Origin of the sequence: Streptosporangium sp. OZ121 (assembly GCF_051918885.1) — a bacterium.
Taxonomy (GTDB): Bacteria; Actinomycetota; Actinomycetes; order Streptosporangiales; family Streptosporangiaceae; genus Streptosporangium.
The window spans coordinates 118,043-143,455 of record NZ_JBPXMC010000006.1; the positions used below are offsets into that span (position 1 = coordinate 118,043).

At 71.9% G+C, this 25,413-nt stretch carries 21 protein-coding genes; 7 read left to right on the forward strand and 14 right to left on the reverse strand.

Translation table 11 applies throughout. The annotated features are described in order from the left end of the window. Positions 1–165 precede the first annotated feature (165 nt). The gene (locus ACTOQ1_RS14335; protein WP_362837683.1) at positions 166–1,512 is read left to right on the forward strand and encodes a M20/M25/M40 family metallo-hydrolase; all 1,347 of its coding nucleotides are present in this window, start codon (positions 166–168) and stop codon (positions 1,510–1,512) included. A gap of 218 nt (positions 1,513–1,730) precedes the next feature. On the opposite strand, the gene ACTOQ1_RS14340 is transcribed toward ACTOQ1_RS14335, so the two are convergent. Beyond that, positions 1,731–2,255 (reverse strand): cysteine dioxygenase, encoded by a 525-nt coding sequence (locus tag ACTOQ1_RS14340; RefSeq protein WP_440067319.1) that lies wholly within the window; start codon positions 2,253–2,255, stop codon positions 1,731–1,733. Between the two features lie 75 nt (positions 2,256–2,330). On the opposite strand from ACTOQ1_RS14340, the gene ACTOQ1_RS14345 reads away from it, so the two are divergent. Further along, entirely contained in the window at positions 2,331–3,227 is an 897-nt protein-coding gene (locus ACTOQ1_RS14345) for a LysR family transcriptional regulator (RefSeq protein ID WP_440067321.1), read from the forward strand. An 82-nt stretch (positions 3,228–3,309) separates the two neighbouring features. Continuing rightward, positions 3,310–3,954, forward strand: coding sequence for a LysE family translocator (locus tag ACTOQ1_RS14350; protein ID WP_440067323.1), 645 nt, complete (start codon positions 3,310–3,312; stop codon positions 3,952–3,954). Between the two features lie 52 nt (positions 3,955–4,006). Here ACTOQ1_RS14350 and ACTOQ1_RS14355 read toward each other — a convergent pair whose 3' ends face one another. Further along, positions 4,007–4,960: an aldose epimerase family protein gene (locus tag ACTOQ1_RS14355; protein ID WP_440067325.1), complete on the reverse strand. Its 954-nt coding sequence runs from the start codon at positions 4,958–4,960 to the stop codon at positions 4,007–4,009. Continuing rightward, positions 4,957–5,928, reverse strand: coding sequence for a LacI family DNA-binding transcriptional regulator (locus tag ACTOQ1_RS14360; RefSeq protein WP_440067327.1), 972 nt, complete (start codon positions 5,926–5,928; stop codon positions 4,957–4,959). Before ACTOQ1_RS14360 ends, ACTOQ1_RS14355 begins: the two co-directional genes overlap by 4 nt. 264 nt (positions 5,929–6,192) lie before the next feature. Here ACTOQ1_RS14360 and ACTOQ1_RS14365 point away from each other — a divergent pair, with 264 nt between their 5' ends. Together ACTOQ1_RS14365 and ACTOQ1_RS14370 are read left to right on the forward strand one after the other, a co-directional pair. Continuing rightward, on the forward strand, positions 6,193–7,329 hold the full coding sequence (locus tag ACTOQ1_RS14365) for a Gfo/Idh/MocA family protein (protein WP_440067329.1): 1,137 nt from the start codon (positions 6,193–6,195) through the stop codon (positions 7,327–7,329). Positions 7,330–7,447: 118 nt separating this feature from the next. After that, positions 7,448–8,776 carry a pectate lyase family protein gene (locus ACTOQ1_RS14370; protein ID WP_440067330.1) on the forward strand — a complete coding sequence of 443 codons (1,329 nt, stop codon included), beginning with the start codon at positions 7,448–7,450 and terminating at the stop codon, positions 8,774–8,776. 293 nt (positions 8,777–9,069) lie between these two features. Here ACTOQ1_RS14370 and ACTOQ1_RS14375 read toward each other — a convergent pair whose 3' ends face one another. From ACTOQ1_RS14375 to ACTOQ1_RS14410, 8 genes are all read right to left on the reverse strand, one after another. Next, positions 9,070–10,536 (reverse strand): aldehyde dehydrogenase (NADP(+)), encoded by a 1,467-nt coding sequence (locus ACTOQ1_RS14375; protein ID WP_440067332.1) that lies wholly within the window; start codon positions 10,534–10,536, stop codon positions 9,070–9,072. 369 nt (positions 10,537–10,905) lie between these two features. Next, positions 10,906–11,637, reverse strand: a complete 732-nt coding sequence (locus ACTOQ1_RS14380) for a hypothetical protein (RefSeq protein WP_440067333.1) — start codon at positions 11,635–11,637, stop codon at positions 10,906–10,908. A 98-nt stretch (positions 11,638–11,735) separates the two neighbouring features. Next, the gene (locus ACTOQ1_RS14385; protein WP_440067334.1) at positions 11,736–12,182 is read right to left on the reverse strand and encodes a hypothetical protein; all 447 of its coding nucleotides are present in this window, start codon (positions 12,180–12,182) and stop codon (positions 11,736–11,738) included. Between the two features lie 189 nt (positions 12,183–12,371). Next, positions 12,372–13,958 (reverse strand): acyl-CoA synthetase, encoded by a 1,587-nt coding sequence (locus ACTOQ1_RS14390; protein ID WP_440067336.1) that lies wholly within the window; start codon positions 13,956–13,958, stop codon positions 12,372–12,374. Between the two features lie 19 nt (positions 13,959–13,977). Then, positions 13,978–15,129, reverse strand: coding sequence for a thiolase domain-containing protein (locus tag ACTOQ1_RS14395; protein WP_440067338.1), 1,152 nt, complete (start codon positions 15,127–15,129; stop codon positions 13,978–13,980). 88 nt (positions 15,130–15,217) lie between these two features. Then, positions 15,218–16,237, reverse strand: coding sequence for a thiolase domain-containing protein (locus ACTOQ1_RS14400; protein ID WP_440067340.1), 1,020 nt, complete (start codon positions 16,235–16,237; stop codon positions 15,218–15,220). Further along, positions 16,238–17,149 (reverse strand): Zn-ribbon domain-containing OB-fold protein, encoded by a 912-nt coding sequence (locus tag ACTOQ1_RS14405; RefSeq protein ID WP_440067342.1) that lies wholly within the window; start codon positions 17,147–17,149, stop codon positions 16,238–16,240. Continuing rightward, the gene (locus ACTOQ1_RS14410; RefSeq protein ID WP_440067344.1) at positions 17,139–18,689 is read right to left on the reverse strand and encodes an acyl-CoA synthetase; all 1,551 of its coding nucleotides are present in this window, start codon (positions 18,687–18,689) and stop codon (positions 17,139–17,141) included. The genes ACTOQ1_RS14405 and ACTOQ1_RS14410 overlap by 11 nt, the downstream gene beginning before the upstream one ends. Positions 18,690–19,056: 367 nt before the next feature. On the opposite strand from ACTOQ1_RS14410, the gene ACTOQ1_RS14415 reads away from it, so the two are divergent. Then, a complete protein-coding gene (locus tag ACTOQ1_RS14415) occupies positions 19,057–19,872 on the forward strand; it encodes a crotonase/enoyl-CoA hydratase family protein (protein ID WP_440067346.1) in 816 nt (271 codons plus the stop codon). An 81-nt stretch (positions 19,873–19,953) separates the two neighbouring features. Beyond that, positions 19,954–21,174, forward strand: coding sequence for a cysteine desulfurase-like protein (locus ACTOQ1_RS14420; RefSeq protein ID WP_440067348.1), 1,221 nt, complete (start codon positions 19,954–19,956; stop codon positions 21,172–21,174). A gap of 74 nt (positions 21,175–21,248) precedes the next feature. On the opposite strand, the gene ACTOQ1_RS14425 is transcribed toward ACTOQ1_RS14420, so the two are convergent. From ACTOQ1_RS14425 to ACTOQ1_RS14435, 3 genes are all read right to left on the reverse strand, one after another. Further along, positions 21,249–23,066, reverse strand: a complete 1,818-nt coding sequence (locus ACTOQ1_RS14425) for a hypothetical protein (RefSeq protein ID WP_440067349.1) — start codon at positions 23,064–23,066, stop codon at positions 21,249–21,251. Between the two features lie 69 nt (positions 23,067–23,135). Continuing rightward, positions 23,136–24,251, reverse strand: a complete 1,116-nt coding sequence (locus tag ACTOQ1_RS14430) for an NAD(P)H-dependent flavin oxidoreductase (RefSeq protein ID WP_440067351.1) — start codon at positions 24,249–24,251, stop codon at positions 23,136–23,138. A 198-nt stretch (positions 24,252–24,449) separates the two neighbouring features. Then, positions 24,450–25,364 (reverse strand): DUF3068 domain-containing protein, encoded by a 915-nt coding sequence (locus ACTOQ1_RS14435; protein ID WP_440067353.1) that lies wholly within the window; start codon positions 25,362–25,364, stop codon positions 24,450–24,452. Between the last annotated feature and the right edge of the window lie 49 nt (positions 25,365–25,413).

The following is a 25,413-nucleotide window of genomic DNA, read 5'->3' on the forward strand; positions in this document are numbered from 1 at the left end:
AACAACGACGAAATCCGCGATCAGGCAAGAAGGTCGCCAGACCATTGCCCAAACCCCGGTTCCACTTGGCGGAACCCTGGTGTGCTGGAATCGTGCACGAGAGCGGCCGTACCTGCGGCTGTGATCCAATAGGACGCACCAGATATTGAGATGCGGGGGAAAGTCGTGACTCCTGACGAGATCGAGAACGCCGTCACCGCCGGCATGCCCCAGGCGATAGCGGACCTCAGAAGGCTCGTCGCCATCCCCTCGGTGGCCTTCCCCGGCCATCCCGAGGAGCCCGTGCACGCGGCCGCCGCGGTGACCGAGGAACTGCTGCGGAGCACCGGCCTGCCGCGTGTCCAGCAGATCCCCGTCGAGGGCAGTTTTCCCGCCGTCTACGCGGAGGCCCCCGCCCCGCCCGGCGCGCCGACCGTGCTGCTGTACGCGCACTACGACGTGCAGCCCACCGGAGACCTCGCGCTCTGGCGCACCCCGCCCTTCGAGCCGACCGAGATCGACGGCGCGATCCACGGCCGCGGCGCGGCCGACGACAAGTCGGGCGTCATCTCCCACGTCGCGGCGCTCCGCGCCTTCCAGGGGCGTTTCCCGGTCGGCGTCAAGGTCATCGTCGAGGGCCAGGAGGAGTACGCGGGCGAGCGCCTGGAATCCTTCGTCGAGCACAACCCCGAGCTGTTCCGCGCCGACGCGATCGTGGTCGCCGACACCGGCAACCCCCGGGTGGGCGACCCCGCGGTGACGACCTCGCTGCGCGGCATGGGCGCCTTCACCATCGAGGTGCGCACCCTCAAGGAGTCGCTGCACAGCGGCTCGTTCGGCGGCGCCGCCCCCGACGCCCTCGCGGCGCTGATCCGGATGCTGGCCGCCCTGCACGACGACCACGGCGACATCCGCGTCCCCGGCCTGCCGCGCGGCAGCTTCCTCGGCTCCGGCCCGTCCGAGGAGGACTTCCGTGCCACCGCGGGCGTGCTCGACGGCGTCTCCACGGTCGGCTCCGGCTCGCTGGCCGACCGCCTGTGGGCCTCGTACGCGATCACGGTCACCGGCCTGGACGTGCCGACGGTCTCCGGCGCGATCAACGCCGTCCAGGCCGTCGCCAGGGCCCGGGTGACCGTGCGGGTGCCCCCGGCCGGCGACCCGAAGACCACCGTCGAGGCCGTCGTCGACTTCCTGCGGCAGGTCGCCCCCTGGGGCGTCCAGGTGGACGTCGGCGACTACACCATGGGCTCCGGCTACCTGGCCGACACCGGCGGCGCGGCCCGCTCCGCGCTGAACCGGGCGATGGAACGGGCCTTCGGCCGTCCCCCGCGCGACGTCGGCGCCGGTGGCTCGATCCCGCTCGTCTCCACCTTCGTCAGGCAGTTCCCCGCCGCCACGATCCTGCTCTTCGGCGCCGAGGACGACGACGCGGCGATCCACGCCCCCAACGAGCGCGTGAACATCGAGGAACTCCGCCGCACCGCCACCGCCGAGGCGCTCTTCCTGCAGGAGTACGGCTCCACGGCGGTCTGACGCCCCAGGTCTGACGATCGGGCCCTCCCGGCGATCGCCGGGAGGGCCCTTGGCGTGCGCTCACCCGCGACGCTCACCCGGCCGCGGGGGCGGCCTCGGAGCACGCCGGTTCCGGCACCCGCGGCGGGTGGTCGGGGGTGGGCCCGGCTCGATCTCGATGGGGAAGCCGGACCCGTGATCCCCGCCTCACCGGACGGGCGGGGCGCGGGACGACCCGTTCAGCGAACGGGCAGCTCGTAGACGCGGCGGACGCTGGTGGGGGCGGCGCCGAGGTCGGCCCCGTAGATGTGGAGCGAGATGGCCGTCTCGTCGCCCGTGTTGTGGACGCGGTGGATGTCACCGGGCGGGGCGAAACCGCTCACGTCACCGGTCTGGTTGGCGGCCCTGCCGATCTCGGTCAGGTGGTCGCCGTGGTCGCGGTAGAGGGTCTCGTACTCCACGCCCTGCAGCACGCCGAACACGCACCACGCGATGTGGTCGTGGATCACGGTCTTCTGTCCGGGCCGCCAGACCACGGCCACGATCGAGAAGTCCTCCTCTGCGTGGAGGGTGTGGCCGACATAGCGGTCGGGGTCGCCGAGGCGCTCCTCCTCGGTGAGGATCTCGGGGGACGGCAGCCTCTCACGCAGCAGCCCGGCCACGGCGAAGGCCGTGGTCCGAGCGTCGGCGGACGGGTCGACGAGGTCTCGGACCCCCGCGACCAGTTCGGCCAGGCCCGGGCGGGTGAGCGTCAAGGTTGTCATGCCTCAAGGATGCGGCGAGGAGATACATAGCGTCCAATGCCTATCTTTCCGTTCATCCATAGATAAAGTTAATACATGCTCGATATCGTGCGACTTCGCGTCCTCGCCTCGGTGTCCCGGCACGGCTCGGTGACCGCGGCGGCGAGGGAGCTGCACTACTCCCAGCCCTCGGTGAGCCACCACCTCGCGAAGCTCGAGGCCGAGACCGGGGCCAAGCTGATCCAGCGGGTCGGCCGGGGCATCCGGCTGACCGAGGCCGGCCGGCTGCTCGCCGAGCGGGCCGTCGAGATCATCGGCCGTCTCGACTCCGCGTCCGCGGAGCTGTCGGCGCACGTGGGCCTGCGTGCCGGCCGGGTCAGGCTGGCCGCCTTCCCCTCCGCCCTGGGGACGTTCGTGCCGGAGGCCGCCGCCGTCCTCGCCGGGGGGCACCCCGGCCTGGAGCTGCGGCTGACCGAGACGGAGCCGCCCGACGCGCTGCGGATGCTCAAGGCCGGCTACGTGGACGTGGCGGTCATCTTCCGCTACGACGACACCGCCCCCGAGGCCGACGGGATCCGGCTGCTCCACCTGCTGGACGACCCCAGCTACCTGGTCACCTCCGGGCCGGTCGGCGAGCTGACCTCCTACCGCGACTCCCGGTGGATCGGTGGCTGCGACCGGTGCCGCACCCACCTGCTGGAGCTGTGCGCCAGGGCCGGCTTCGAGCCGGAGATCGCCTTCACCACCGACGACGTCGTCGCCGTCCAGGCCCTGGTCGCCGCCGGGATCGGGGTGAGCGCCCTGCCGGGGCTCGCCCTGCACGCCCACCGGCACCCGAGGATCAACGCGATCGAGCTTCCCCGCTCGACCCGCCACGTCTACGCCGCCACCTACGGCGAGCCCCCCGACCCCCCGGCCACCACCGCCCTGCTGGCCGCCCTGACCTCGGCGACGGCTTCGCGGACCACGGTGGAACGCCCGTCCGGGCCCTGAGCGGTACGGACGCCGCGGGCGGGAGCCGCCCGGCGGCGAAAATGCGAGGCGCCGGGGAAACCGGTCACCCTATGATCCGGACATGCCAGACCTGCCCGCTCTCGCGCTCTTCGCCGCGGCGACCCTCACCCTGCTGCTCGTCCCGGGGCCCGCGGTGCTCTACATCGTGACCCGCAGCGTCGCCCAGGGCCGGTCCGCCGGGCTGGTTTCGGTGCTCGGCATCCACCTCGGCTCGCTGGTCCACGTGGCCGCCGCCGCCCTGGGCATCAGCGCCCTGCTCGCGGCCTCGGCGACCGGGTTCACGATCGTGAAGTATCTCGGCGCCGCCTACCTGATCTGGCTGGGCGTGCGCAAGCTCATGACCCGCTCGGACGGGGAGGAGTCCTTCGAGCCGCGGACCGCGACCGGATCCCGGATGTTCTGGGAGGGCTTCGTGGTCAACGTGCTCAACCCGAAGACCGCGATCTTCTTCCTCGCTTTCCTGCCGCAGTTCGCCGATCCGGAGGCCGGGCCGATCGCCCCGCAGATCGTGCTGCTCGGCCTGATCTGGACGGTGCTCGGCGTGGCCAGCGACGGCGCCTTCGCCCTGCTCGCCTCGGCCATGGCCGGCCGCCTGCGCCGCTCGGCCCGCGCCCGCCGCCGCCTGGACGTCACCAGCGGTGTCGTCTATCTCGGCCTGGGAGCCGTCGCGGCCCTCAGCGGCGAGCACGCCACGGCCAGGGCCTGAGCGGCCCGAGCGGCCGGAGCGCGGATCACGCCCCGGGGCCCTCCCGGGGCCGTCAGGTGAAGCGGTAGGTGGTGGTGGAGGCGAACCGCTCGCCGGGGCGCAGGACCGTCGAGGGGAAGTGGGGCCGGTTCGGCGAGTCGGGGAAGTGCTGGGTCTCCAGGCACAGGCCCGCGTGCTTCTCGTACGCGGTGGCGACGCCGTCCAGGAAGTTGCCCGTGTAGAACTGCACGCCCGGCTCGGTGGTGGTGACCTCCATGGTGAGCCCTCCGACCGGCTCGCGGACCTCGATGCCGCCGCGCAGGACGTAGCAGTGGTCGTAGCCGTCCCCCAGCCGGGGGTCGGCGATCCGCTCGCCGATCTCGTACGGCGAGGTGAAGTCGAACGGGGTGCCGGTGACCGGGGCGAGCTCCCCCGTCGGGATCTGCGTGGCGTCGACCGGCAAGTAGTGGTCGGCGTCGATGCGGACCACGTGCTTGAGGACGTCACCGCCCCCGGCGAGGTTGAAGTAGGAGTGGTTGGTGAGGTTCAGCACGGTCGGCGCGTCGGTGACCGCGTGGTAGTCGAGCCGGATCGCGTCGCCGGTCAGCGTGTAGGTGACCGACGCGGTGAGCGTGCCGGGGTAGCCCTGCTCGCCGTCCGGGCTCACGTGCTCCAGGGTGACGGCGGTGTCGGAGGCGTCGGTGATCCGCCAGACCCGGGTGTCGAAGCCGTGCGTCCCGCCGTGCAGGCTGTTGGGGCCGTTGTTGACCGGCAGTTCGTGGTCGCGCCCGTCGAGGGTGAAACGCCCTCCCGCGATGCGGTTGCCGTACCGGCCGACCACGGCGCCGAAGTAGCGGCTGCGCGTCAGGTAGTCGCCGAGGTTGTCGTAGCCGAGGACGACGTCGACGCCGGAGACCTCCAGCGACTGCAGGATCGCCCCGTAGCTGAGGATCGCGGCGCGCATCCGCCCGTTCGACAGCACGTGCCGCTCGACCCGCTCGCCCGACGGGGTGGTTCCGAAGCTCATGTGCGCACCTCTCCGGTGGATTCACGGACGACCAGGCTGGTGTCCAGGGTGGCCAGGGTAGTGGTGGCGCCGTCGCCGAACGACTGCAGCAGCAGGTCCACCGCCATCCGCCCGGCGGCGGCCGTGGGCATGGCCACGGTGGTCAGCTTGGGCCGGTTCAGCCGCCCTGACACGATGTCGTCGACGCCGACCACGCTGATGTCGTCGGGGACGCGCACGCCGCGCTCGTACAGGCCCTCGATGAGCCCGATGGCCACCAGGTCGTTGTAGGCGAGCACGCCCGTCACCCCGGAGGCGACCACCTCGCCGGCGACGGCGAGGCCGCCCTGCTCGGTGGGCGCGTTCGGGCCGAGGGTGACCAGATCGACGCCGTCCATCGCGGTCGCGGCGGCACGCATCTCACCGCTGGTCCACGAGCCGCTCGGCCCGGAGAGCAGGGCGATCCTGCGGTGACCGAGGCCGGTCAGGTGCTCGATCGCGAGGCGGGCGCCCTGGCCGACGTCCATCAGTATCGTCGGCAGGCCCCTCATCCGCCGGTTGACCACCACGAACGGCACGTCGGCGTGCAGCCGCTCTATGGCCCGGTTGGACAGCCGGGGGCTGCAGAGCAGGACCCCGTCGACCTGCTTGGCGAGGGTCTGGATCAGCTCCTCCTCGACCTGCGGGTCCTCGTCGGTGTCGGCCACGAACACGTGGTAGTCGCGGGCCCTGGCGTGCGCCTGGGCGGCCTTGATCAGCGGTGGGAAGAACGGGTTGGAGATGTCGGCGACGATGAGGCCGATGTTGTGGGTCCTGCCGGTGGTGAGGGCCCGCGCGGCACGGTTGGGACGGTAGCCGAGATCCTCGGCGACCGCGAGCACGCGGTTGCGGGTCTCGGTGTTCACCAGATGCGGCGCCGAGAAGGTGCGGGACACCGTCGAGACGTGCACTCCCGACGCCCGCGCCACGTCCCTGATCGTCGCTGCCACCATGCTCCTTCGCCCTGACCCTGCACCGGGGCCCTGAAGCACATTAGTGCAAGCGGTTGCGTGACTGTCAACGCCGGAATCAGATGCTTTGCGAAGCGGTACGGGATCGGTTGCACACCCCTGGCTATCCGAAATATCGAAAAATCCGCAGATGAGGAGCGATGTACAAAATTGGGCCCTTGACGTTGCCGGAAGATGTCCTCAATGTTTCTTGCAACCGGTTGCAGGACACCGGAGTCCGGGACCGCGATGGGAGGTGGCGTGATGGAACCGGTTCGCGTGGTGCTCGCCGGGGCGCACGGGCACGGCTGGTGGCACCTGTCGAACGTCCGGCGGCTGGCCGAGGCCGGGCTGGTGGACCTGGCCGGGGTGTGCGACGTGCGGCCCGTCGGCGACCTGCCCGAGGGGGCGGAGTTCTCCGGCGACCTGGCCGGGCTGATCGGGCGCACCGGCGCCGAGGTGACCATCCTGTGCACGCCCGTCCACACCCACGCCGAGCTGGCGGAGAAGGCGCTGCGCGCCGGCTCGCACGTGCTGCTGGAGAAGCCGCCCGCCGCCACGTACGCGGACTACCTCCGGATCGTCGCGGTGGCCGGAGAGACCGGGCTCGCCTGCCAGGTGGGGTTCCAGAGCCTGGGCTCGGAGGCGATCCCGGCCGTCCGGCGGATGGTCGCGGAAGGGACGATCGGCCGGGTCACCGGGATCGGCGCGGCGGGCGCCTGGGAGCGCCCCTACTCCTACTACGGCCGGACGCCGTGGGCCGGGAGGCGCGAGGCCGGCGGCGTTCCCGTGATGGACGGCGTCCTCACCAACCCGCTCGCGCACGCGACCGCGACCGCGCTGGCCGTCTCCGGCGCGGAGGTCGAGGACGTCGAGGTCGAGCTCTACCGGGCCAACGTGATCGAGGCGGACGACACCTCGTGCGCGCGGATGCGGATGGACGACGGGACGGTCGTGACGGTCGCGGTCTCGCTGTGCGCGGACCGGCGGCACGAGCCGTACCTGATCGTGCACGGCGAGAGCGGGCGGATCCGGCTGGCCTACACCGAGGACCGGGTCGAGTTCGACGGGACCTCGGTCGTCCACCCCAGGGCCGACCTGCTGGAGAACCTCGTCGCGCACATCCGCGACGGCACCGGCCTGCTCGTACCGCTGGAGAGGACGGCCGGTTTCATGCGCGTCCTCGACGCGGTGCGGCTGGCGCCCGAGCCCCTGGCCATACCTGACGTGTTCCAGGAGATCGGCGACGAGCGCCGGGTGCTGCCCAGGATCGCCGAGGTGACGGCGACGAGCGCGGAACGGCTGGCGCTCTACTCGGAACTCCGGGTGCCCTGGAGCGGGCGCCGTCCCGGGACGGGGCGGCCGCCCTCCGGCCAAGCCCCGCGACGCGACGGCGACTGAGCCGTCAAAGCCGGCGGGCGCGTCCATCCCTGACCTGGGCGCGCCCGCCTCCACCATCCGGAAGGCTCTCGGGGGCCGTACGGAGCCTCCCTCCCACCTGACCCGCGGAGGAATTCCCGTGAAACGAGCCGTCGCGCTCACCGCCCTGCTGTCCCTGGCGGTCCTCGCCGCCCCGCCCGCGTCCGCCGCCGCCCTGAGGGCCGGGGCCCGCACCCCGGAGACCACCTCGCCGAAACCCGCCGGGCACAGGCCGGACCTGGGCCGCCGGACCCTGCCCGCGAACGACGGCTGGGCCGCCGAGGGCCCCGGCACCACCGGTGGCGCCGCCGCGCCCGCGTCGAACGTGCACACCGTCTCCACCCGCACCGAGCTGGCCACCGCGCTCGCCGCCCCCTCACCGAAGATCATCTATGTGAAGGGGACGATCGACACCGACAGGACCTGCGCCGACTACGCCACCGGCGGCTACACCCTGGAGGCCTACCTCGCCGCCTACGACCCCGCGGTGTGGGGCAGGGAGACCGACCCCTCCGGCCCGCTGGAGGACGCGCGCGTCGCCTCGGCCGCCAGGCAGACCGCCCACATCAGGCTCAAGGTCGGTTCCGACACCACCATCGTCGGCCTCGGCGGGAACGCGCGGATCCGCGGCGTCAACCTGCACGTCGACAAGGTCGACAACGTCATCATCCGCAACATCCTCTTCGAGGACACCGCCGACTGCTTCCCGAAGTGGACCCCGACCGACGGCGCCGAGGGCAACTGGAACTCCCTCTACGACAACATCTCGGTGACCGGCTCGACCCACGTGTGGGTGGACCACAACACCTTCACCGACGGCGGCAACCCGGACTCGGGGCAGCCGCGGTACTTCGGCAGGCCCTACCAGGTGCACGACGGGCAGCTCGACATCACCCACGCGTCCAACTTCGTCACGGCCTCCTGGAACCGGTTCTCCGGCCACGACAAGACGATGCTGATCGGCTCCACCAACAACCCGGCGAACGACACGGGCAAGCTGAACGTCACCGTCCACCACAACCACTTCGACGACGTGCTGCAGCGGCTCCCGCGCGTGCGCTTCGGCCAGGTGCACGTCTACAACAACTACTACGAGATCCCCGACGCCTCGACCTTCCAGTACGCCCTCGGCGTGGGCGTGCAGTCACAGATCTTCGCGGAGAACAACTTCTTCCGGCTGAGCCGGGCGGTCGACCCGGCGGACCTCCTCTACAACTGGGGCGGTACCGCCCTCACCGCGCGGGGGAACCTGCTCCGCGTCGGCGGCCGGGTCGCCCCCGTCGACCTCGTCGCCGTCCACAACGCCGCCAACGACCCCGACCTCGGCGCGGACGCGGGCTGGACCCCGACCCTGCACACCGGGATCGACCCGGCCCAGGCGGTGGACCGTTCGGTCTCCCGGCACGCGGGCGTGGGCGAGATCCGCTGACGGCCACCGCACGCGAGCGTGCGGCGATCCGCTGAGGACCGCCGCACGTCCCCGGGCGGCACCTCGGTCCGCCCCTGCCGGGCTCCGGCTCCCCGGGGCCCGGCCGGCCCTCGGGTGTTCCCGCGTGTCAGGCGGGCGCCGTGAAGGTGCGCCACAGGTGGCGGGTACCGGCGGGGGGACTGCCGCGCGTCCTCGCCGGGGGACCAGAGCCAGCCGACCCCGGCGAGCCCGACCGGGGCGGCGGCGTCCACCGGGCCGATCTCCGGAGAGCACTCCGGAGGTCGGCGGAAACGTCAGGCGCGTCCCTCGACGAGGACCCCGTCGACCCGGCGCGGGATGCCCAGCGGGTTGTCGTCGCGCAGCTCGGGCGGCAGGAGCTCGGCCGGCCAGTCCTGGTAGGCGGCCGGCACCAGCCACCTGCGGATCGCGGCGGCGCCGACCGAGGTGTGGGCGGCGGCCGTGCTGGCGGGCCAGGGACCGCCGTGGTGCATGGCCCAGCGGACCGCCACCCCGGTCGGCCAGCCGTTCCAGATCAGCCGCCCCGCCTTCTTGAGCAGCACTTCCGCGCTCCCGCGCGCCTCGGCGGGGTCGGTCGCGTGGATCGTCGCGGTCAGCGAGCCGTCCAGCCTCTCCAGTACGGGAGGCAGGTCCGCGGGGTCGGCGTAGACCACCACGAGGGCGGCCGGGCCGAAACACTCCTCCACGAGGTCGGGCAGGTCGGCGGCGAACGTCGCCAGGTCGGTGACGAACACCTGCGGGGTCACCGCGAAGGCCCCCTCGCCCGGCCGCCCCTCGGCGAGGGGGGTGAGCTTGCCGAGCCTGGCCAGCCCGCGCAGGTAGCCGCCCTGCATCCGCTCGGTGAGCATCGGCCCGCCCACGGTCTCGGAGACCGCCTCGGAGACGGACACCAGGAGCTCGGCGTCGTCGGGGACGAACACCAGCCCGGGGTTGGTGCAGAACTGGCCGACGCCGAGGGTGAGCGAGGCGGCGAACCCCTGGGCGAGGCCCTCGCGGGCGGCCGAGGGCAGCACGACGACGGGGTTGACGCTGCCCAGCTCGCCGTAGAACGGGATGGGGTCGGGACGCTCGGCGATGAGCGCCTGGATCGCCTTGCCCCCGGGGATGGAGCCGGTGAACCCGACGGCCGCCACGGACGGGTGCCCGGCCAGCCGCTTCCCCGCGTCGAGCCCGCGGACCAGGCCGAGCAGGTCCGGGTCGGGCAGGGCGCGCCGGATGATCTGCCACGACAGCTCCGAGGTGGCCGGATGCCCGTCGTGGACCTTGACCACCACCGGGCATCCGGCGGCCAGCGCCGAGGCCGTGTCACCGCCCGCGACCGAGAAGGCGAACGGGAAGTTGCTCGCCGCGAAGACCCCGGCCACGCCGGGCAGCGGGTGGTTCATCCGCCGCAGGTCGGGCACCGGCGGCTGGGCCGTCGCGTGGTCGATCACCGCCTCCACGTGCCCGCCGTCCCGCAGCACCTGGGCGAAGAGCCGGAACTGCCCGGCGGCCCGCCCCACCTCCCCGCGCAGCCGGGTCTCCCCGAGCGCGGTCTCCGCGTCGGCCGCCCGCCAGAGCTCCTCGACGTTCGCCTCCAGCGCCGCCGCGACCGCCTCCAGCGCCGCCGCCCGGTCCGCCGTACGCCAGGCGGTGCCGGCCGCGAGAGCCGCCCCGACGATCGCGTCCACCTCGTCGTCCGAGGTCAGCGGGAAGGGATCCCCGACGGACTCGCCGGTCCTGGGGTCGATTGAGTGGATCAAAACGAAAGCCTTTCCTCAACGGATCCTGCCACGCCGGACCATCCTCCTAAGGTAAGCGCTTTCCTTGCCAGGGACCAACCGGCGCAGCCCTCACTCGGGTCCGTGTCGCCGGCGGGCCTGTCCGGTTGGCCGGTGTGTCTCGGCGGTGGTTGGCGTTGTCAGGGTCGGCACAGGTAGAAGTGCTCGAAGCGTGGAGCGTCGGCATCGGGAAAGACCCCACGGGCGACATCCTCGAACAACCTTCTCAGCTCGTGCACGCCTCACTCTCCTTCGCACGACCAGGGCCGCCTGTCCCGGCCTTGGCACCGGCTCGCCCCTGAACACACCCCGTCCCGCTACAGGACCGGTACGCGGGCTCCCCCATCGACGTCAAGGAAGCATCGCCTCCCAGCGGGCGATCAGGGTCTTGCCCCCGGCGGTCACCGTCACGTTGTCCCCCGCCTTGCCCAGGGCGGCGCGCAGTGTCGTCGCCTCGCGTCCCCGGTAGGTCCGGGTGCCGAAGTTGCCGCCGGTCGCGGCCTCGATCGGCGTGGTGATGCCCTCGGGCCAGGTCGCCTGCCGCCTGGGCCGGGCGCTCGGGTCCTCGTACATCGTCACCGTGATCGGCGCGGTGACGTCGGGCGTGCCGGTGGAGCGGATCCTGGCGGTCAGCTTCGAGAGGCGCCCGGTCGCGGCGACGATCGGCGCGTCCTCCGGCGTCGGCGTCCCCTCCAGCCGGGTCTCGTGGGCCTTCCCGCCGGAGTCCACGACGGTGACGACGGCGAAGGGCTGGTCGGTGGCCCCTCCCGTACGGTCGAGCGTGCCCTCCCGCCCGGCCAGGGATTCGACGAGCCCGGCCCGCAGGTCGCGCAGTTCGGCCGCCGGGAGCGGGACGACGACGAGTTCCGCGTCGCGCAGCGAGACGGCCCGGCCGTCTGCGGTGACGCTCATGCTGTCCCCGCCCTCGCACGTCATCCCGCCGCAGCTGACGTACCGGACGACGACGGCACCCGGCCGTTCCCCGGCGGGCGCGGTGGTCTCGACGGTGGCGGTGGTGCCGTTCCCTGAGCAGCCGATCACGAGGAGGAGCGGGAGCAGGACGGCGGTCCGCAGAAAACGCATCACACCTCAGGAACGGATCGGCCACCCGGGCGGTTCACACCTCACCGGACCACGCGACCTCCCCCGCCGGGCCCCTCCGGACCGTACGCCGGGGGTGTTCAGCTCGCCAGGAGCATGACCCCGGTGACGACCAGGGCGACGACCTTGACCACCTCCAGGGCGACGTAGGCGTGGTGGCCCTTCGAACGCGGCGCGTCCCGCCCGGCGAGAATTCGGTCGGATCTGCGCGCCAGTCGTGGACGTACCACCGCCAGTTGCACGGCCAGGGTCACGACCGCGACCGCCGCCGGGGTGACGGTGCCGGCCGGCGGGAGGCCGGAGACGACGGTCTCGACGGCCAGCACGCTCAGGAGCACGGTGGCGAGGACGGCCTCGACCGTGTTGAGGGCGCGGAAGACCAGCCGCCCGATGCCGAGCCCGATCCTCGTGGTCACGCCGGGGGCACGGAACTTCAGCGGTGCCTCCAGAAAGGAGATCGCCAGCACCATGCCGAGCCAGACGAACGTCACGGCGGCACCGATGGCGAGCGCCTGCGTCTCGGTCATGACGTGCCCTCCACCGGCCGTTCCTCCACGCGGGCCCGGTAAGGCGCGTCCAGGCGCGGTCGTCCGATCACGTAGGTCATGGTCGTTAGTTTATACAATATGTAATTGTATAAATAGAAAACGAGAGGAGAATCACTCCGGCTCACCCGGCGGGCCGGATCAGCTCGCCGGGTGACATCAGAAGGGCCGTCAGGAACGGGCGGCCTCGGCGGTCGTCCTGGCCCAGCGGTAGTCGGCCTTGCCCGCCGGGGAGCGGACCATCTGCTCGACGAAGGCGAAGGTCCTGGGCACCTTGTAGCCGGAGATCTTCTCCCGGCAGTGGGCCTGGAGTTCCTCGGCCGTCGGCGACGTTCCGGGGCGCGGCTCGATGACCGCAGCCACCCGGTTGCCCCAGCGCTCGTCCGGGATGCCGGTCACGACCGCGTCGAAGACCGCCGGGTGGCCCTTGAGCACCGCCTCGACCTCCTCGGGGAAGACCTTCTCCCCGCCGGTGTTGATGCAGGCGGAACCCCGGCCGAAGATCGCGATGGTGCCGTCCTCCTCGACCTTGGCCATGTCGCCGGTGAGCAGCCAGCGGACCCCGTCCTTGTCCGTCACGAAGGTGCGGGCCGTCTTGGCCTCGTCCTTGTAGTAGCCGGAGGCGATGCGCCCGCTCCTGGCCACGGTGCCCAGCTCGTCCGAGCCGGGTTTGACCGGTTCCAGGACCTCGTTGAGCACGGCCATGGTGGCCTGGGGGTTCGCCTGGTAGCGCAGCCCGGACTCGGGAGAGGAACCGGGCACCGCCGAGGCGGTGTAGCCGGACTCGGTGGAGCCGAAGCTGTCGACGATCATCTTGCCGGGCAGCAGTTCCTCCAGGCGCTCGCGCACCGAACCGCTGAGGATCGCGCCGGTGGAGCTCAGCACGAACAGCGAGGACAGGTCGTAGGCGCCGGTGGCGATCTCCTCGACCAGCGGGCGGGCCATCGCGTCCCCGGTGATGTTGAGCGTCAGGACCTTCTCCCGCTCGATCGTCCGCAGCACGTCGGCCGCGTCGAACTTGCGGACGTACGCGATCGTGCCGCCCATGCACCAGGTGATGAACGTGCCCATCTGGGCGGCGCCGTGCATCAGCGGGGCCGCGGCCATCATGGTCATCTCGCCTGCCGCGACGGCCGCCTCGACCACCTCGCCCGGGGTGGCGCGCGGCTCGCCGTAGGGGTTGCCGCCGCCGAAGGCGAAGAACAGGTCCTCGGTGCGCCACATCACGCCCTTGGGCATGCCGGTCGTGCCGCCGGTGTAGATGATGTAGAGGTCGTCGCCAGACCGCTCGGGGAACCCGCGCGTCTCCGGCTGCCCGGCCAGCGCCTCCTCGTACGGCACCGCGCCCTCGACCTGGGACGGTCCCCCCACCGCGATCAGGTGTTCCAGAGCGGGGGCGTCCGGGGCGGTGGCCGCCACCCGGGCGTCGAACTCCACGTCGAACAGCAGGGCCACGATGTCGGAGTCCCGGTAGAGGTAGAGCAGCTCCGCCTCGACGTAGCGGTAGTTCACGTTGACCGGCACCGCCCGGATCTTGAGGGCGGCCAGCAGCCCGGCCACGTACTCGATGCCGTTGTACAGGTGGATCCCGACGTGCTGCCCGGGGCGCACGCCCCTGCTCTGGAGGAAGTGGGCGAGCCGGTTGGCGTGCGCGTCCAGCTCGGCGTAGGTCATGCGGCGGTCGCCGCAGATGACGGCCGTACGGTGCCCGACCGCGTCGGCGACCCCTTCGAAAAGATCCGCGTGGTTGAACTCCATTCGCACCCCTCCTGGGGGATCAGGGTTTGTCGCTGCCGACCATCCACATCGCGAAGAACTGCGCGCCTCCCCCGTACGCGTGCCCGAGGGCCCGCCTGGCGCCGTCCACCTGGTGCTCCCCCGCCATCCCCCGCACCTGGAGCGCCGCCTCGGCGAACCGGATCAGCCCGGAGGCGCCGATCGGGTTGCTCGACAGCACGCCGCCCGAGGCGTTCCACGGGATGTCGCCGTCCAGGGCGGTGGCCCCGGACTCGGTGAGCTTCCAGCCCTCCCCCTCGGCGGCGAAGCCGAGGTTCTCCAGCCACATCGGCTCGTACCAGGAGAAGGGCACGTACACCTCCGCCACGTCGATCTCCCGGCGCGGGTCGGTGATCCCGGCCTGCCGGTAGACGTCGGCCGCGCAGTCCTTGCCGCCCTGCGGGTTCACGGTGTCGCGGCCCGCGCGGAAGATCGGCTCGGAGCGCATCGCGGTGCCGAGGACCCAGGCGGGGGTGCCGCCGGTGAGCTTGTCCTCCGCGGCCAGCACCATCGCGCAGGCGCCGTCGGAGGACGGGCAGGTGTCGAGGTAGCGGATCGGCTCCCAGAGCATCGGGGTCGACTCGACCATCTTCCGGTCGATTCCGGGGATCTTGAGGTGCGCGTACGGGTTCTTCAGCGCGTTGAGCCGGTCCTTGACGGCCACCAGGTGGCCGACGTGCTCGGGGGCGCCGGAGCGGCGGATGTACTCGCGGATGTGCGGGGCGAAGTAGCCGCCCGCGCCGACGACCAGCGAGGCGCTGAACGGCAGGTGGGTGGACAGGGCCCAGGTGGCGTTGGACTCCGACTGCTTCTCGAACGCCACCACCAGCACCCGGTCGTGCACGCCGCCCTGGATGAGCGAGGCGCCGACGAGCGCGGTGGACCCGCCGACCGAGCCGGCCGTGTGGACCCGCATCATCGGCTTGCCCGCGGCGCCCAGCGCGTCGGCGAGGTAGGCCTCGGGCATCATCACGCCCTCGAAGAGGTCGGGCGCCTTGCCGATGACGACCGCGTCGATGTCCTTCCAGGTCAGGCCCGCGTCCTCCAGCGCGCGCAGGGCCGCCTCGCGGACCAGCCCGGCGAGGGAGACGTCGCGCCGCTTGGTCGTGTAGTGAGTCTGGCCGACACCGATGACGGCGCAGGGGTTACCCATGGTCGCTCACCGCTCCTCGCTCACTACGCGGACCGCTTGCTCCGCTGCGCGGCCCACTCCGCTCGCTGCGTCGGGTTCGCTCCATTTCTCATGCCTCCATCACGGTGACGAGGTTGTGCTGGAGGCAGGGGCCGCTCGTGGCGTGCCCGAGGGCGCGGCCCGCGGTGCCGTCCATGACGCGCCCGGCCGCCTCGCCGATCCTGATGAGGCCGGTGGCCATCACCGGGTTCGCGGCGAGGGGGCCGCCGCTCGGGTTGACGCGGGTGCCCCCGGGAAGCTCCAGCGCCTCGCGCAGGACGATCTCCTCGTGGCTGAACTGGACGTGCAGCTCTGCCACGTCGACGTCACCCTTACCGGCCCCCGCCGCGCGTGCGGCGTCGGCGGCGGAGGCCGACCGGGCGAGGTCCCTCATGCCCAGGTAGTGCGGCTCTATCCGGTGGGCGATCCCCGTTATCCACGCGGGGCGCTCGCACAGCTCCCTGGCCAGGTCACCGGCCGCCAGCACCACCGCGGCGGCGCCGTCGGTGATCGGGGCGATGTCGTACGGCCGCAGCGGCGCGACCTCCGCATCCTCGCCCGTGGGGTCCGGCAGGTCGAGGGCGTACGGGTTGGCCCTGCCGTCGGCGCGGCTGCGCCGCACGATCTCGTCCAGCTCGGCCCGGTCCGCCCCGGTGGCCGACGCCTGCAGCGCGGCGAAGGAGACCTGGTCCAGCCCGAGGGGGGCGAGGTAGTACGGGTCCAGCTGGAGCGTCATGATCTCCCGCAGGTCCCCCTGGGACGACTTGCCGAAGCCGTAGACCAGGGCAGAGTCGACGTCGCCGTGCTGGAGCCTGACCCAGGCCTCGTACAGCGCCCAGGCCGCGTCCATCTCGACGTGGCTCTCCGAGATCGGCGGCCAGGCGCCGAGCGCGTCGAGCGCGGAGACGAACGAGAACGGCGCCCCCGCCAGGTAGTCGCACGACCCCGAGCAGGTGAAGCCGAATTTCCGCAGCCCGGTGGCCGCCCTCACCTCCTCCAGCGGGGGCAGGATGAGCTCGGCCTCGCTCTGTCCCTCGTCGACGGCGCTGTGCCGGGTCTGCGCGAACGCGACGACCGCTATCTCCCGCATCTACAGCTCCGCGTCCGGCTCGCCGGTGGGGGCGAACCACTTGATGTTCGACATGGACGTCGTCCGCTCCTCCTCGGGCACCCACACGGCCCGCACCCGCATGCCCTGGCGCACCTCGTGGGCCGGGATCCCGCCGACCAGGGCGATCATCGGGATGTCGGTGCCGTCGAGCTGGATGTACGCCGAGACGAACGGCACCTCGGGGGCCCGCGGGTCGGGCAGGTTGTTGATGGCGAAGGTGGTGATCGTGCCGGTGTCCGGGACGACCACCTCCTCGGTGACCGCCACCCCGCACTCGGGGCAGGACAGCCGGTAGGGCACGTAGACCTTGCGGCAGGTGCCGCACCGGCAGCCGATGAGGACGCCCTCGGCGACCCCCTCCAGGAAGCGGGTCAGCGCCCGGCCGGGCGTCACGGTGTACTCGGCGCTCACCTCGGAGACGATCCTGGTGACCTCGGGGACGAAGCTCTCGATGTCGGTGATGTGCCCGGTGCGCCCGGCCCGCCAGCGCGGGCGCACCCGCAGCCCGGGTCGCATCGCCCTGACGTCGCCGGCGTCCACCGCGTGCACCAGCGCGGTGTCGGCGCCGTCCAGCCGGATGAGGGCCCAGGCGAACGGCCGGTCCAGCGGATGGTTCTTCCTCGGGGTGGTCACCCACGCCCAGCTCTCCACGGTGCCGGCCGGGCCGACCTCGACGAACTCGCCGGTCACGGCGTCGCCGGTCTCCGGGTCGTACTCCAGCGGCGGCACCAGCGTGCGCCCGCCCGCCGTGCGGACCCCGACGAGCCGCCCGTCCCGCAGCTCGGTGAGGAAGCGCCCGATCACCGGTCCGGTCGTGCGCGTGTATCCGCCGGGGAACTCCAGCACGTGCCGCGCCCGCAGCGGCGCCCGGGTGTCTTCGCTAGATGGCACGTTCGTGTCCCTCCCAGTACGGGTCACGCAGCTTGCGTTTGAGGAGCTTGCCGTTGGGCTCGCGGGGCATCTCCGCGATGAAGTCGACGGATTTCGGCCACTTCATCCTCGACAGGCGGCCCCGCAGCGACTCGACGAGCTCGGCCGCCAGCTCGGGCGAGGGGACGACACCGGCCGCGGGCTCGACCACGGCCTTGATCTGCTCGCCCCACTCCTCGTCGGGGATGCCGAACACGGCCACATCGGCGATCTTGGGGTGGACCATCAGCTCGTTCTCGATCTCGGCCGGGTAGATGTTGGTCCCGCCGGAGATGATCATGTCGGCCTTGCGGTCGCAGAGGAAGAGGAAGCCCTCCTCGTCCAGGTAGCCGATGTCGCCGACGGTGAAGTGGTCGCGCAGCCGGTTGGCCGCGGTCTTCGCCGGGTCGCCCTTGTACTCGAACTGGACGCCCATCATCTTCATGTAGATGGTTCCGGGAGTCCCCGTCGGCACGGGCTCCAGGTTCTCGTCCACGATGAGCAGCTCGCTGATCGGCCAGGCGGTGCCGACGGTGCCGGGATGGCTCCTCCAGCCCTCCGGGGTGGCGAGGGTGCCGCCGCCCTCGGTGGCCGCGTAGTACTCGTAGATGCAGTCGCCCCACCACTCCAACATGGCCCACTTGACGGGGACCGGACAGGGGGCGGCGGCGTGGATCATCCACCTGAGCGAGGAGAGGTCGTACTTGGACCGCACGTCGGCGGGGAGCGCGAGCAGGCGCTTGAAGTGGGTGGGGACCATGTGCGAGTTGGTGACCCGGTACCTCTCGCAGAGCCGGAGCGTCTCCTCGGCGTCCCACCTGTCCATGTAGACGAGCGTGTGCCCCATCTGCAGGGCCGTCCCCCCGAACTGGGTGACGGCGGTGTGGTAGTTCGGCGAGGTGACCAGGTGGACGTTCTCCTTGCCCGGGGTGATGCCGAACAGGGTGAGCAGGAACGACATCAGCTCGGCGGCGTCGTCCGGGTCCAGGCCGCTGAGCGGGCGGCGCACGCCCTTGGGCTTGCCGGTGGTGCCGGAGGTGTAGTGCATGGTGGCGCCCGCCGTACGGTCGGCGGGGGCGGTGTCCGGCTGCCCGTCGGTCAGCTCGGAGACGGGCCGCGCACCTTCCACCCGCCCGAACGCGAAGACGCGCTCGGCGGGAATGCCCGACTCGGCGGCGCCGCGCAGGCCCTCCTCGGCGTAGCGCTCGTGGACGAAGAAGGCGCGCGCCTCGCTGTCGGCGACGATGTAGCCGATCTCGGGTCCGGTGAGGTGCCAGTTGATCGGCGTGTAGTACCAGCCGGCCTGCAGGGCGGCGAGGTAGAGGGTGAGCCCGTCGGAGCCGTTGGGCACGAGCCCGCAGATGCCGTCGCCCGCCTTGAGGCCGAGTTCCCTCAGGCCGTGGACGAGGCGGTTGGCACGGGCGAGCAGGTCGCCGGCGCGGTGTTCGGTGCCGTCCGGGTCGACGGCGGCCACCCACTCGGGGTCCGCCTGTGCCAATCTCCAGAAACCGAGCGTACCCATCGGAAATCCTCTCGGTGGAAAGGCCCCGGCACGCCGGAGTGAATCACGTTCTCTTTATCGCGACAAGCCCTGGCGGAACGGGGTATTTAGAACAAGAATCTGTTCTTGTACGCATGGGCAGACTAACCCCGCGAGGTACGCCTAGCAAGCGCTTGACTGAGCACGGGCCCCGCCCTTTCGATACGGGACCGGTGTCCCCGGGAGGCGTCTCGCCCGGCGGTGCCGGAACCCCGGTCCCACCCCGGGCGGTGCCCCGCCCGAGGTTGCCGGAACCCCGGTCCCACCCCCGGGCGGCCAGAGGCCGCGCGGGAACGATACGCATCCAGAATTTCCCATCAGCACCTGGTGAATCAACGGAGGTCGTCCCGTGGAACTCCTGCCGATCAGCACGCCGCACTGCCGGGTCGAGCGCGACGGTCACGTCGTGGTCGTCACCATGGACCGGCCCGAGGCGAGGAACGCGCTCTCCACCGACATGCTGGTCGGCCTGGCCGACGCCTGGGCGTACGTCTCGGAGGAGCCCGAGGTCCGCGTCGCCGTGCTGACCGGCGCGCACGGGACGTTCTGCGCGGGCGCCGACCTGAAGGCCATGGGCAGCCCGTCGCAGGACGCCCGGGTCAGGGAACGGGCCGCGGCCATCCCCGACTTCCACTGGAAGGGCCTGCTCCGCGACTCCGGCGCGCTGCCGACGAAGCCGATCGTCTGCGCGGTCGAGGGGTACGCCGTGGCGGGGGGCACCGAGCTGCTCGTCGGCACCGACATGCGGGTGGTCGCCGAGTCCGCCACCCTCGGCCTGTTCGAGGCCCGCCGCGCCCTCTTCCCCATGGGCGGTTCCGCGATCCGCCTGCCCCGCCAGATCCCGTACGCCTTCGCCATGGACATCCTGCTCACCGGCCGCGCCGTCACCGCGCGGGAGGCGCTGGCCATGGGCCTGGTCAACCGGGTCGTCCCCGACGGCGAGGCGCTGACGACCGCCCTGGGGATCGCCGCCCAGATCGCCGAGTGCGGCCCCCTCGCCGTCCAGGCCATCCTCCGCGCCTACCGCGAGACCCTGGGCCTGCCCGAGGCCGAGGCGCTGAAGGTCTCCGACGCCATCGGCTGGCCGGTCATCGGCTCCGAGGACGCCAAGGAGGGCTCCCGGGCCTTCCGCGAGAAGCGCCCGGCCGCCTACCGGGGTGAATGATGTGACGTGCCCGGTTTCCGTGCCCCGCTTCCGCGGAGAACGGGACGCTTCCGTAGGGTCGAGAGCGACCTGGGAGGTTTCATGGCATACGACGTGGCGGCCGTGCGGGCATGCTTTCCCGCGCTTGACGAGGGCGCGGCGCACTTCGACGGGCCGGGAGGCTCGCAGGTGCCCGAGGCGGTCGCGGAGGCCGTGGCCGGGGCGCTGCGGTCCGCCGTCTCCAACCGGGGGGTGGAGACCGCCGCCGAGCGGCGCGCCGACGGGATCGTGACCGGGGCGCGCCGGGCGATGGCCGACCTGCTCGGCGGTACGCCGGGCGGCATCGTGTTCGGCCGCAGCATGACGCAGCTCACCTACGACATGGCCCGCGCGCTCGCCAAGGAGTGGGGTCCCGGTGACGAGGTCGTGGTCACCACCCTGGACCACGACGCGAACATCCGGCCCTGGGTCCAGGCCGCCGAGGCGCGCGGGGTCACGGTGCGCCGGGCCGACTTCGACCCGGCGAGCGGCGAGCTGGCCGTCGACGCGATCGCGAGCCTGCTCACCGGGCGCACCCGGCTGGTGGCCGTCACGGCCGCGTCGAACCTGCTGGGCACCCGCCCGGACGTCCCGGCGATCGCCGAGCGGGTGCACGAGGCCGGGGCGCTGCTCTACGTCGACGGCGTGCACCTGACGCCGCACAGCCTGGTCGACGTCGGACGGCTGGGAGCCGACTTCTACGCCTGCTCACCGTACAAGTTCCTCGGCCCGCACCTGGGCGTGCTCGCCGCCGACCCCGGCCTGCTGGAGACCGTCCACCCCGACAAGCTGCTGCCCTCCAGCGACGCGGTGCCCGAGCGCTTCGAGCTGGGCACGCTGCCGTACGAGCTGCTCGCCGGCACGACGGCGGCGGTCGACTTCCTCGCCGCTCTCGTGCCCGGCGAGGGGACCCGGCGCGAACGCCTGGCCCGCTCGATGACCGCGCTGGAGGAGCACGAGCGGGCGATGCTCGACCGGCTCGACGCCGGTCTGGCCGAGATCGCCGGGGTGACCTTCCACGGCGCGGCGTCGCGCCGCCGTACCCCCACGACGCTGTTCTCCGTCGACCGCGTCAGGCCCGCCGACGCCTACCGCTTCCTGGCCGAGCGCGGCGTCAACGCTCCCGCGAGCAGCTTCTACGCGCTGGAGTGCTCCCGGCGCCTGGGCCTCGGCGACACCGGGGCGATCCGGGCCGGGATCGCCCCGTACACCGACGAGTCGGACGTGGACAGGCTGCTGAAAGGCGTCCGCGAGCTGGCCGGGACGTCCGGCCCGGGGGCGTAGGCGATCCTGTCACCCCGCCGCGTGCGAGCCGTCCCGATCGGCGACGGCCCGTCCCCGGCGGAGATGCGCGGGTCTCACTTCGCGGGGACGACGCCGCCGAGGGCGGCGAGGGTGACGCACAGCTCCGCGTCGGGGGACAGGATCTCGATCTGGATCGAGGGCGCGGCGGCGCTCACCGGCAGGAAGATCTTCCCCGCTCCCCTGCCGAAGACGACCTCGGTCTCCTCCGGGCCGACCCGCACGTAGGCCGCGGTCTCCTCCGCGCGGACGTAGGAGAGGCTGAGCGTCTCCGTCTCCGTCTCGGCCCGGTGCCGCAACGGGATCGTGACGACGCCACCGGCGCGGGGGAAGCACTCGCCGGACTCGGGCACGGCGTACCCGCCGAAGACTCCGGCGGGGGCCAGCGCGCCCCGGGGGTCGATGACCCGCGGGCTCGCGGCCGGCCTCGGGTGGCGCATGAGGGCGGCCAGGCCGGGCGGCGCCAGCGGGCTCAGCAGGTGCGAGCTGAGGTTCTCCTCGCCGAAGGAGAGCCACATCAGGTCCTCGGGGAGGAAGTGCGGGTAGAGGTCGGTCGTCTCGGGCGCCGAGGCGAGGGTGGCCCGTACGGACTCCAGATACCGCTCGGTCCTGGCGCGGTGGCCCTCCTGCCCGGCGACGAAGCCCTCGACCGACACGACGGAGAAGGCCAGGAAGGCACAGGCCGACGCGCCCACCGCCACGCGGACGGACCGGCCCCGGGGGACACGGCGGCGGTAGGGGCGCTTCTCGCCGAGCAGCGGAAGCGTCGCGAGGCCGAGCGCGAGCGTCACGACCAGGGCGCTGTCGGCCAGGTAGCGGGTGTCCTGCGCCGAGAAGAACAGGTGGCCGCGTCCCAGGAAGACCGGGACCATCAGCACCGCGGGGGTCAGGAACAGGATCGTCCAGGCCCGCCACGCCCCCCGCCGCCAGAGGAGGGTGATCACCATGGCGGCGACGATGACGGCCCAGGCGAGCGCGATCACCGCGACCGGGGGGTCGGACAGCTCTCCCCTCCACCAGCCGGGACCGCCGATGATGGAGGTCGGCATGGTGACGCCGAAGAACCGCGCGACGAACGTCGTCCCCTCGGCGGGCGTGGGGAGCCTGGCCGACTGCTGCAGCTCGCCGAGCTTGGTGAGCACGTAGACCGAGTAGACGGCGATCAGCCCGGCGTACACCCCCCAGGCCCGCGCGTGCCGGGTGAGGACCCGCGAGCGGGGCCGCTCGGGGAAGTAGAGGACCGTGACCAGCAGCAGCAGGAGCGGGATCGCGACGGTGGCCTTCAGCTGGAACGACAGGAGCCCGAGGAGGGTCCACCCGGCCGCCGCGAGGACGTGCGAGAACCTGCCGTCGCGCAGGTAGAGGACGTGGCTGCCCAGCGCCATCGCGACGGCGATCTGCAGCGGGAGCGCCTGCAGGCCCGCCGCCCACCACCACGAGGCGGTGAAGGCCATCGGCGTGATCAGGTAGAACGCCAGCGGGAGCAGGACGGCCGCGCGCTCGCCGAAGAGCACCCTGAGCATGCGGAACACGGCCAGCGACGCGCCGAGCTGCAGCAGGAGCAGCGAGGCGGCGGCCAGGCCCCAGCCGTAGGGGTGGACGGCCGTGACGATCCCGACGATCGCCATCGGGACCGGCATCAGGTGAGCGCCGTAGATCTGGGTGAGGAACTCCCAGCCGAACCCCTGCCAGGCCGCCCTGCCGGTGAGCGTGAGGTCGTCGAGGAAGAAGTAGCCGCGGCCGAGGAGGACTCCGTGCCAGGCCAGCTGGGCGGCGATGAGCGCCAGGGCGACGGCCGGAACCCACCTCCGGCGGGGACGCGGCTCGATCGCCGTCTCCACGCCGGGGGCCTCGTCGACCTCGGGGTGCGCCATCTCTCTCCAACCTCGTCAACCACATCACCGCTGATGAGGTTCTAGCGCACATCCGAACGTCTGTGCCACTCAGTCACCCGTTATGCGATCCAACCGTTCCATAGCCGCCACATACTCTTCTACCAGGCTGAACACCACATCGCGGGTCGACCTGACCTGGTTCATCGCGCCGATGATCTGCCCAGCGGGGAAGGTCGCCAGCTCGGTCGCGTCGGAGCGGCCGATCCGGCGGAGCGCGTCGGAGATCAGCATGAACTGCAGCGGCATCGGGAGCGTGCCGGGCGACTCCTGGGACTCCCAGGCGTCGGTCCACTCGTTCTTGAGCAGCCGGGCGGGCTTGCCGGTCCAGGACCGCGAGCGCACGGTGTCGCGCGAGGTGGCGTCCAGGATGCGGCGCTTGACCACCTCGGAGGTGTCGGCCTCCTCCACGGCGAGCCAGATCGACCCCGTCCACACGCCCTCGGCGCCGAGCGCGAGCCCGGCCGCCATCTGGCGGCCGTCGCCGATGCCGCCCGCGGCCAGCACGGGGACGTCGACGGCGTCCACGACCTGCGGGATGAGGACCATCGTGGAGATCTCCCCGGTGTGCCCGCCCGCCTCGGTGCCCTGGGCCACCACGATGTCCACGCCGACCTCGACCTGCTTGATCGCGTGCCGGGGGGTGGAGGCGAGCGCGGCGACCTTCACCCCCTTGGCGTGGGCCTGGTCGACCACGTCGGCGGGGGGCGGGCCCAGCGCGTTGGCGAGCAGCGCGATCGGGTGTCTCAGCGCCACCTCGACCTGCGGCCGGGCGGTGGCGTCGGTCCAGCCGAGCAGCACCCTCCCCGCGTCCGCGTCGGCCGACAGCGGCGGCACGCCGTGGGCGGCGAGCAGGCCGTCGACGAACTCCCGGTGCCCCTGGGGGATCATCCCCTGGAGCCGTCCCACGAGGTCCTCAGGAGAGTCGACGCCGAGGTCGGAGCCCGCGTACGAGGCGGGCATGACCACGTCGACGCCGTACGGCTTGCCGTCGACGTGGTCGTCGATCCACTTGAGCTCCATCTCGAGCTCTTCGGGGGTGAAGTAGAGGGCGCCGAGCACGCCCATCCCACCGGCGCGGCTGACCTCGGCGACGACGTCACGGCAGTGGCTGAAGGCGAAGATCGGCAACTCTATCCCGAGCATGTCGGTGACACGTGTCCGCATGCGTCGACTGTACGACCGTCGGAAACTAACTGCAACGCGTTCTAGTCTAGAACCTTTCTTTCGGCCGGAACTCAAAGCTACTCGCGAGTAATCAACCGGTAAAATGGGTGAAACACGTTGCAGTAATGGCCCGGTGAACGCTTCGGCGGGAAAGGCGGCCTCCCGCGCCTTCCGGTCGGACCGCCCCCGCCGAGAACCTCAGCCGTGCGTGCGGCGCCTCAAAAGCACGGCGCCGACGACGACCAGGACCACTCCCAGCAGCAGGGACACCAGCGGGATCGTGGTCCTCAGCATGGTGATGGTGTTCCTGCCCTCGGTCGCGTTCTTGACCAGTTCGTTCTCGGTGTCCTGGGTCATCTTCGCGGTGGCGACGAAGGCCAGCGAGCGCTCGATTCCGTCCTGGGTCTTGAGCACCTCATGACGCTGCTGCTCCTGCCGGACCGGCGAGCCGGTGGCGGGCTCGATCCAGAAGGTGTTGACGCCGTCGTAGACGCGGTCCACCTGCACGTCGCCGGGGTCGTCCATGCCGAGGACGGAGGCCGGGGCGGTGATGGTGTCGGTCTTGGTCGGCGGGATGGCCTGCTCGAACCGGTAGACCTTCAGCCCCCCGACCTGCTCCTCGCCGACGAACTTGGCGTCGAACGCCTTGCCGGTGGTCGAGTTGAACACGCTGTAGGTCTTCTTCTCGACGTCGAAGGGCCACTTGTAGATCTGCCCCTGGAGCCGCACCGGGTTCTTGTCGATGTTGACGTCGCAGCAGTTGACGCCCTCGCCGGTGTACTTGTTGAACGCGCTGCGGCGCTCGACGAACGAGATGAGGGGGTTCTGGTTGGTGACGTCGTTGACCGCCATCGCCTCCTCCCAGACGACCCGGTCGCCCTCGGCCGCGGCGACGTCGCCCCTGGTGGTGACGGTGATGTCGAGGTCACCCGTCATCACCTTCAGGTCCCCGGGACTGAAGTACTGGGCGTCGACGGCCTCCAGCTTGCTGATGCCGTACTGGTCGGCGGGGGCGGCGATGAGGCCGGTCGCGACCTGGAACCGCACGAGTGGTGCGAGAACGATGAGAAACGCCCCGATACCGATCAATACCAAGCCGATGACGCGACGCATCGCTCCTCCAGGGGCCGTCCGCTGTTCAGGGATCCCGATCGCGCTATAA

What these genes read in the sequence shown, in the direction of transcription:
- ACTOQ1_RS14340 (WP_440067319.1), bottom strand. Translation starts at nt 2,255, where the DNA reads ATGACAACCTTGACGCTCACCCGCCCGGGCCTGGCCGAACTGGTCGCG.
- ACTOQ1_RS14345 (WP_440067321.1), top strand. Translation starts at nt 2,331, where the DNA reads ATGCTCGATATCGTGCGACTTCGCGTCCTCGCCTCGGTGTCCCGGCAC.
- ACTOQ1_RS14350 (WP_440067323.1), top strand. Translation starts at nt 3,310, where the DNA reads ATGCCAGACCTGCCCGCTCTCGCGCTCTTCGCCGCGGCGACCCTCACC.
- ACTOQ1_RS14355 (WP_440067325.1), bottom strand. Translation starts at nt 4,960, where the DNA reads ATGAGCTTCGGAACCACCCCGTCGGGCGAGCGGGTCGAGCGGCACGTG.
- ACTOQ1_RS14365 (WP_440067329.1), top strand. Translation starts at nt 6,193, where the DNA reads ATGGAACCGGTTCGCGTGGTGCTCGCCGGGGCGCACGGGCACGGCTGG.
- ACTOQ1_RS14380 (WP_440067333.1), bottom strand. Translation starts at nt 11,637, where the DNA reads ATGCGTTTTCTGCGGACCGCCGTCCTGCTCCCGCTCCTCCTCGTGATC.
- ACTOQ1_RS14385 (WP_440067334.1), bottom strand. Translation starts at nt 12,182, where the DNA reads ATGACCGAGACGCAGGCGCTCGCCATCGGTGCCGCCGTGACGTTCGTC.
- ACTOQ1_RS14390 (WP_440067336.1), bottom strand. Translation starts at nt 13,958, where the DNA reads ATGGAGTTCAACCACGCGGATCTTTTCGAAGGGGTCGCCGACGCGGTC.
- ACTOQ1_RS14395 (WP_440067338.1), bottom strand. Translation starts at nt 15,129, where the DNA reads ATGGGTAACCCCTGCGCCGTCATCGGTGTCGGCCAGACTCACTACACG.
- ACTOQ1_RS14400 (WP_440067340.1), bottom strand. Translation starts at nt 16,237, where the DNA reads ATGCGGGAGATAGCGGTCGTCGCGTTCGCGCAGACCCGGCACAGCGCC.
- ACTOQ1_RS14410 (WP_440067344.1), bottom strand. Translation starts at nt 18,689, where the DNA reads ATGGGTACGCTCGGTTTCTGGAGATTGGCACAGGCGGACCCCGAGTGG.
- ACTOQ1_RS14420 (WP_440067348.1), top strand. Translation starts at nt 19,954, where the DNA reads ATGGCATACGACGTGGCGGCCGTGCGGGCATGCTTTCCCGCGCTTGAC.
- ACTOQ1_RS14425 (WP_440067349.1), bottom strand. Translation starts at nt 23,066, where the DNA reads ATGGCGCACCCCGAGGTCGACGAGGCCCCCGGCGTGGAGACGGCGATC.
- ACTOQ1_RS14430 (WP_440067351.1), bottom strand. Translation starts at nt 24,251, where the DNA reads ATGCGGACACGTGTCACCGACATGCTCGGGATAGAGTTGCCGATCTTC.
- ACTOQ1_RS14435 (WP_440067353.1), bottom strand. Translation starts at nt 25,364, where the DNA reads ATGCGTCGCGTCATCGGCTTGGTATTGATCGGTATCGGGGCGTTTCTC.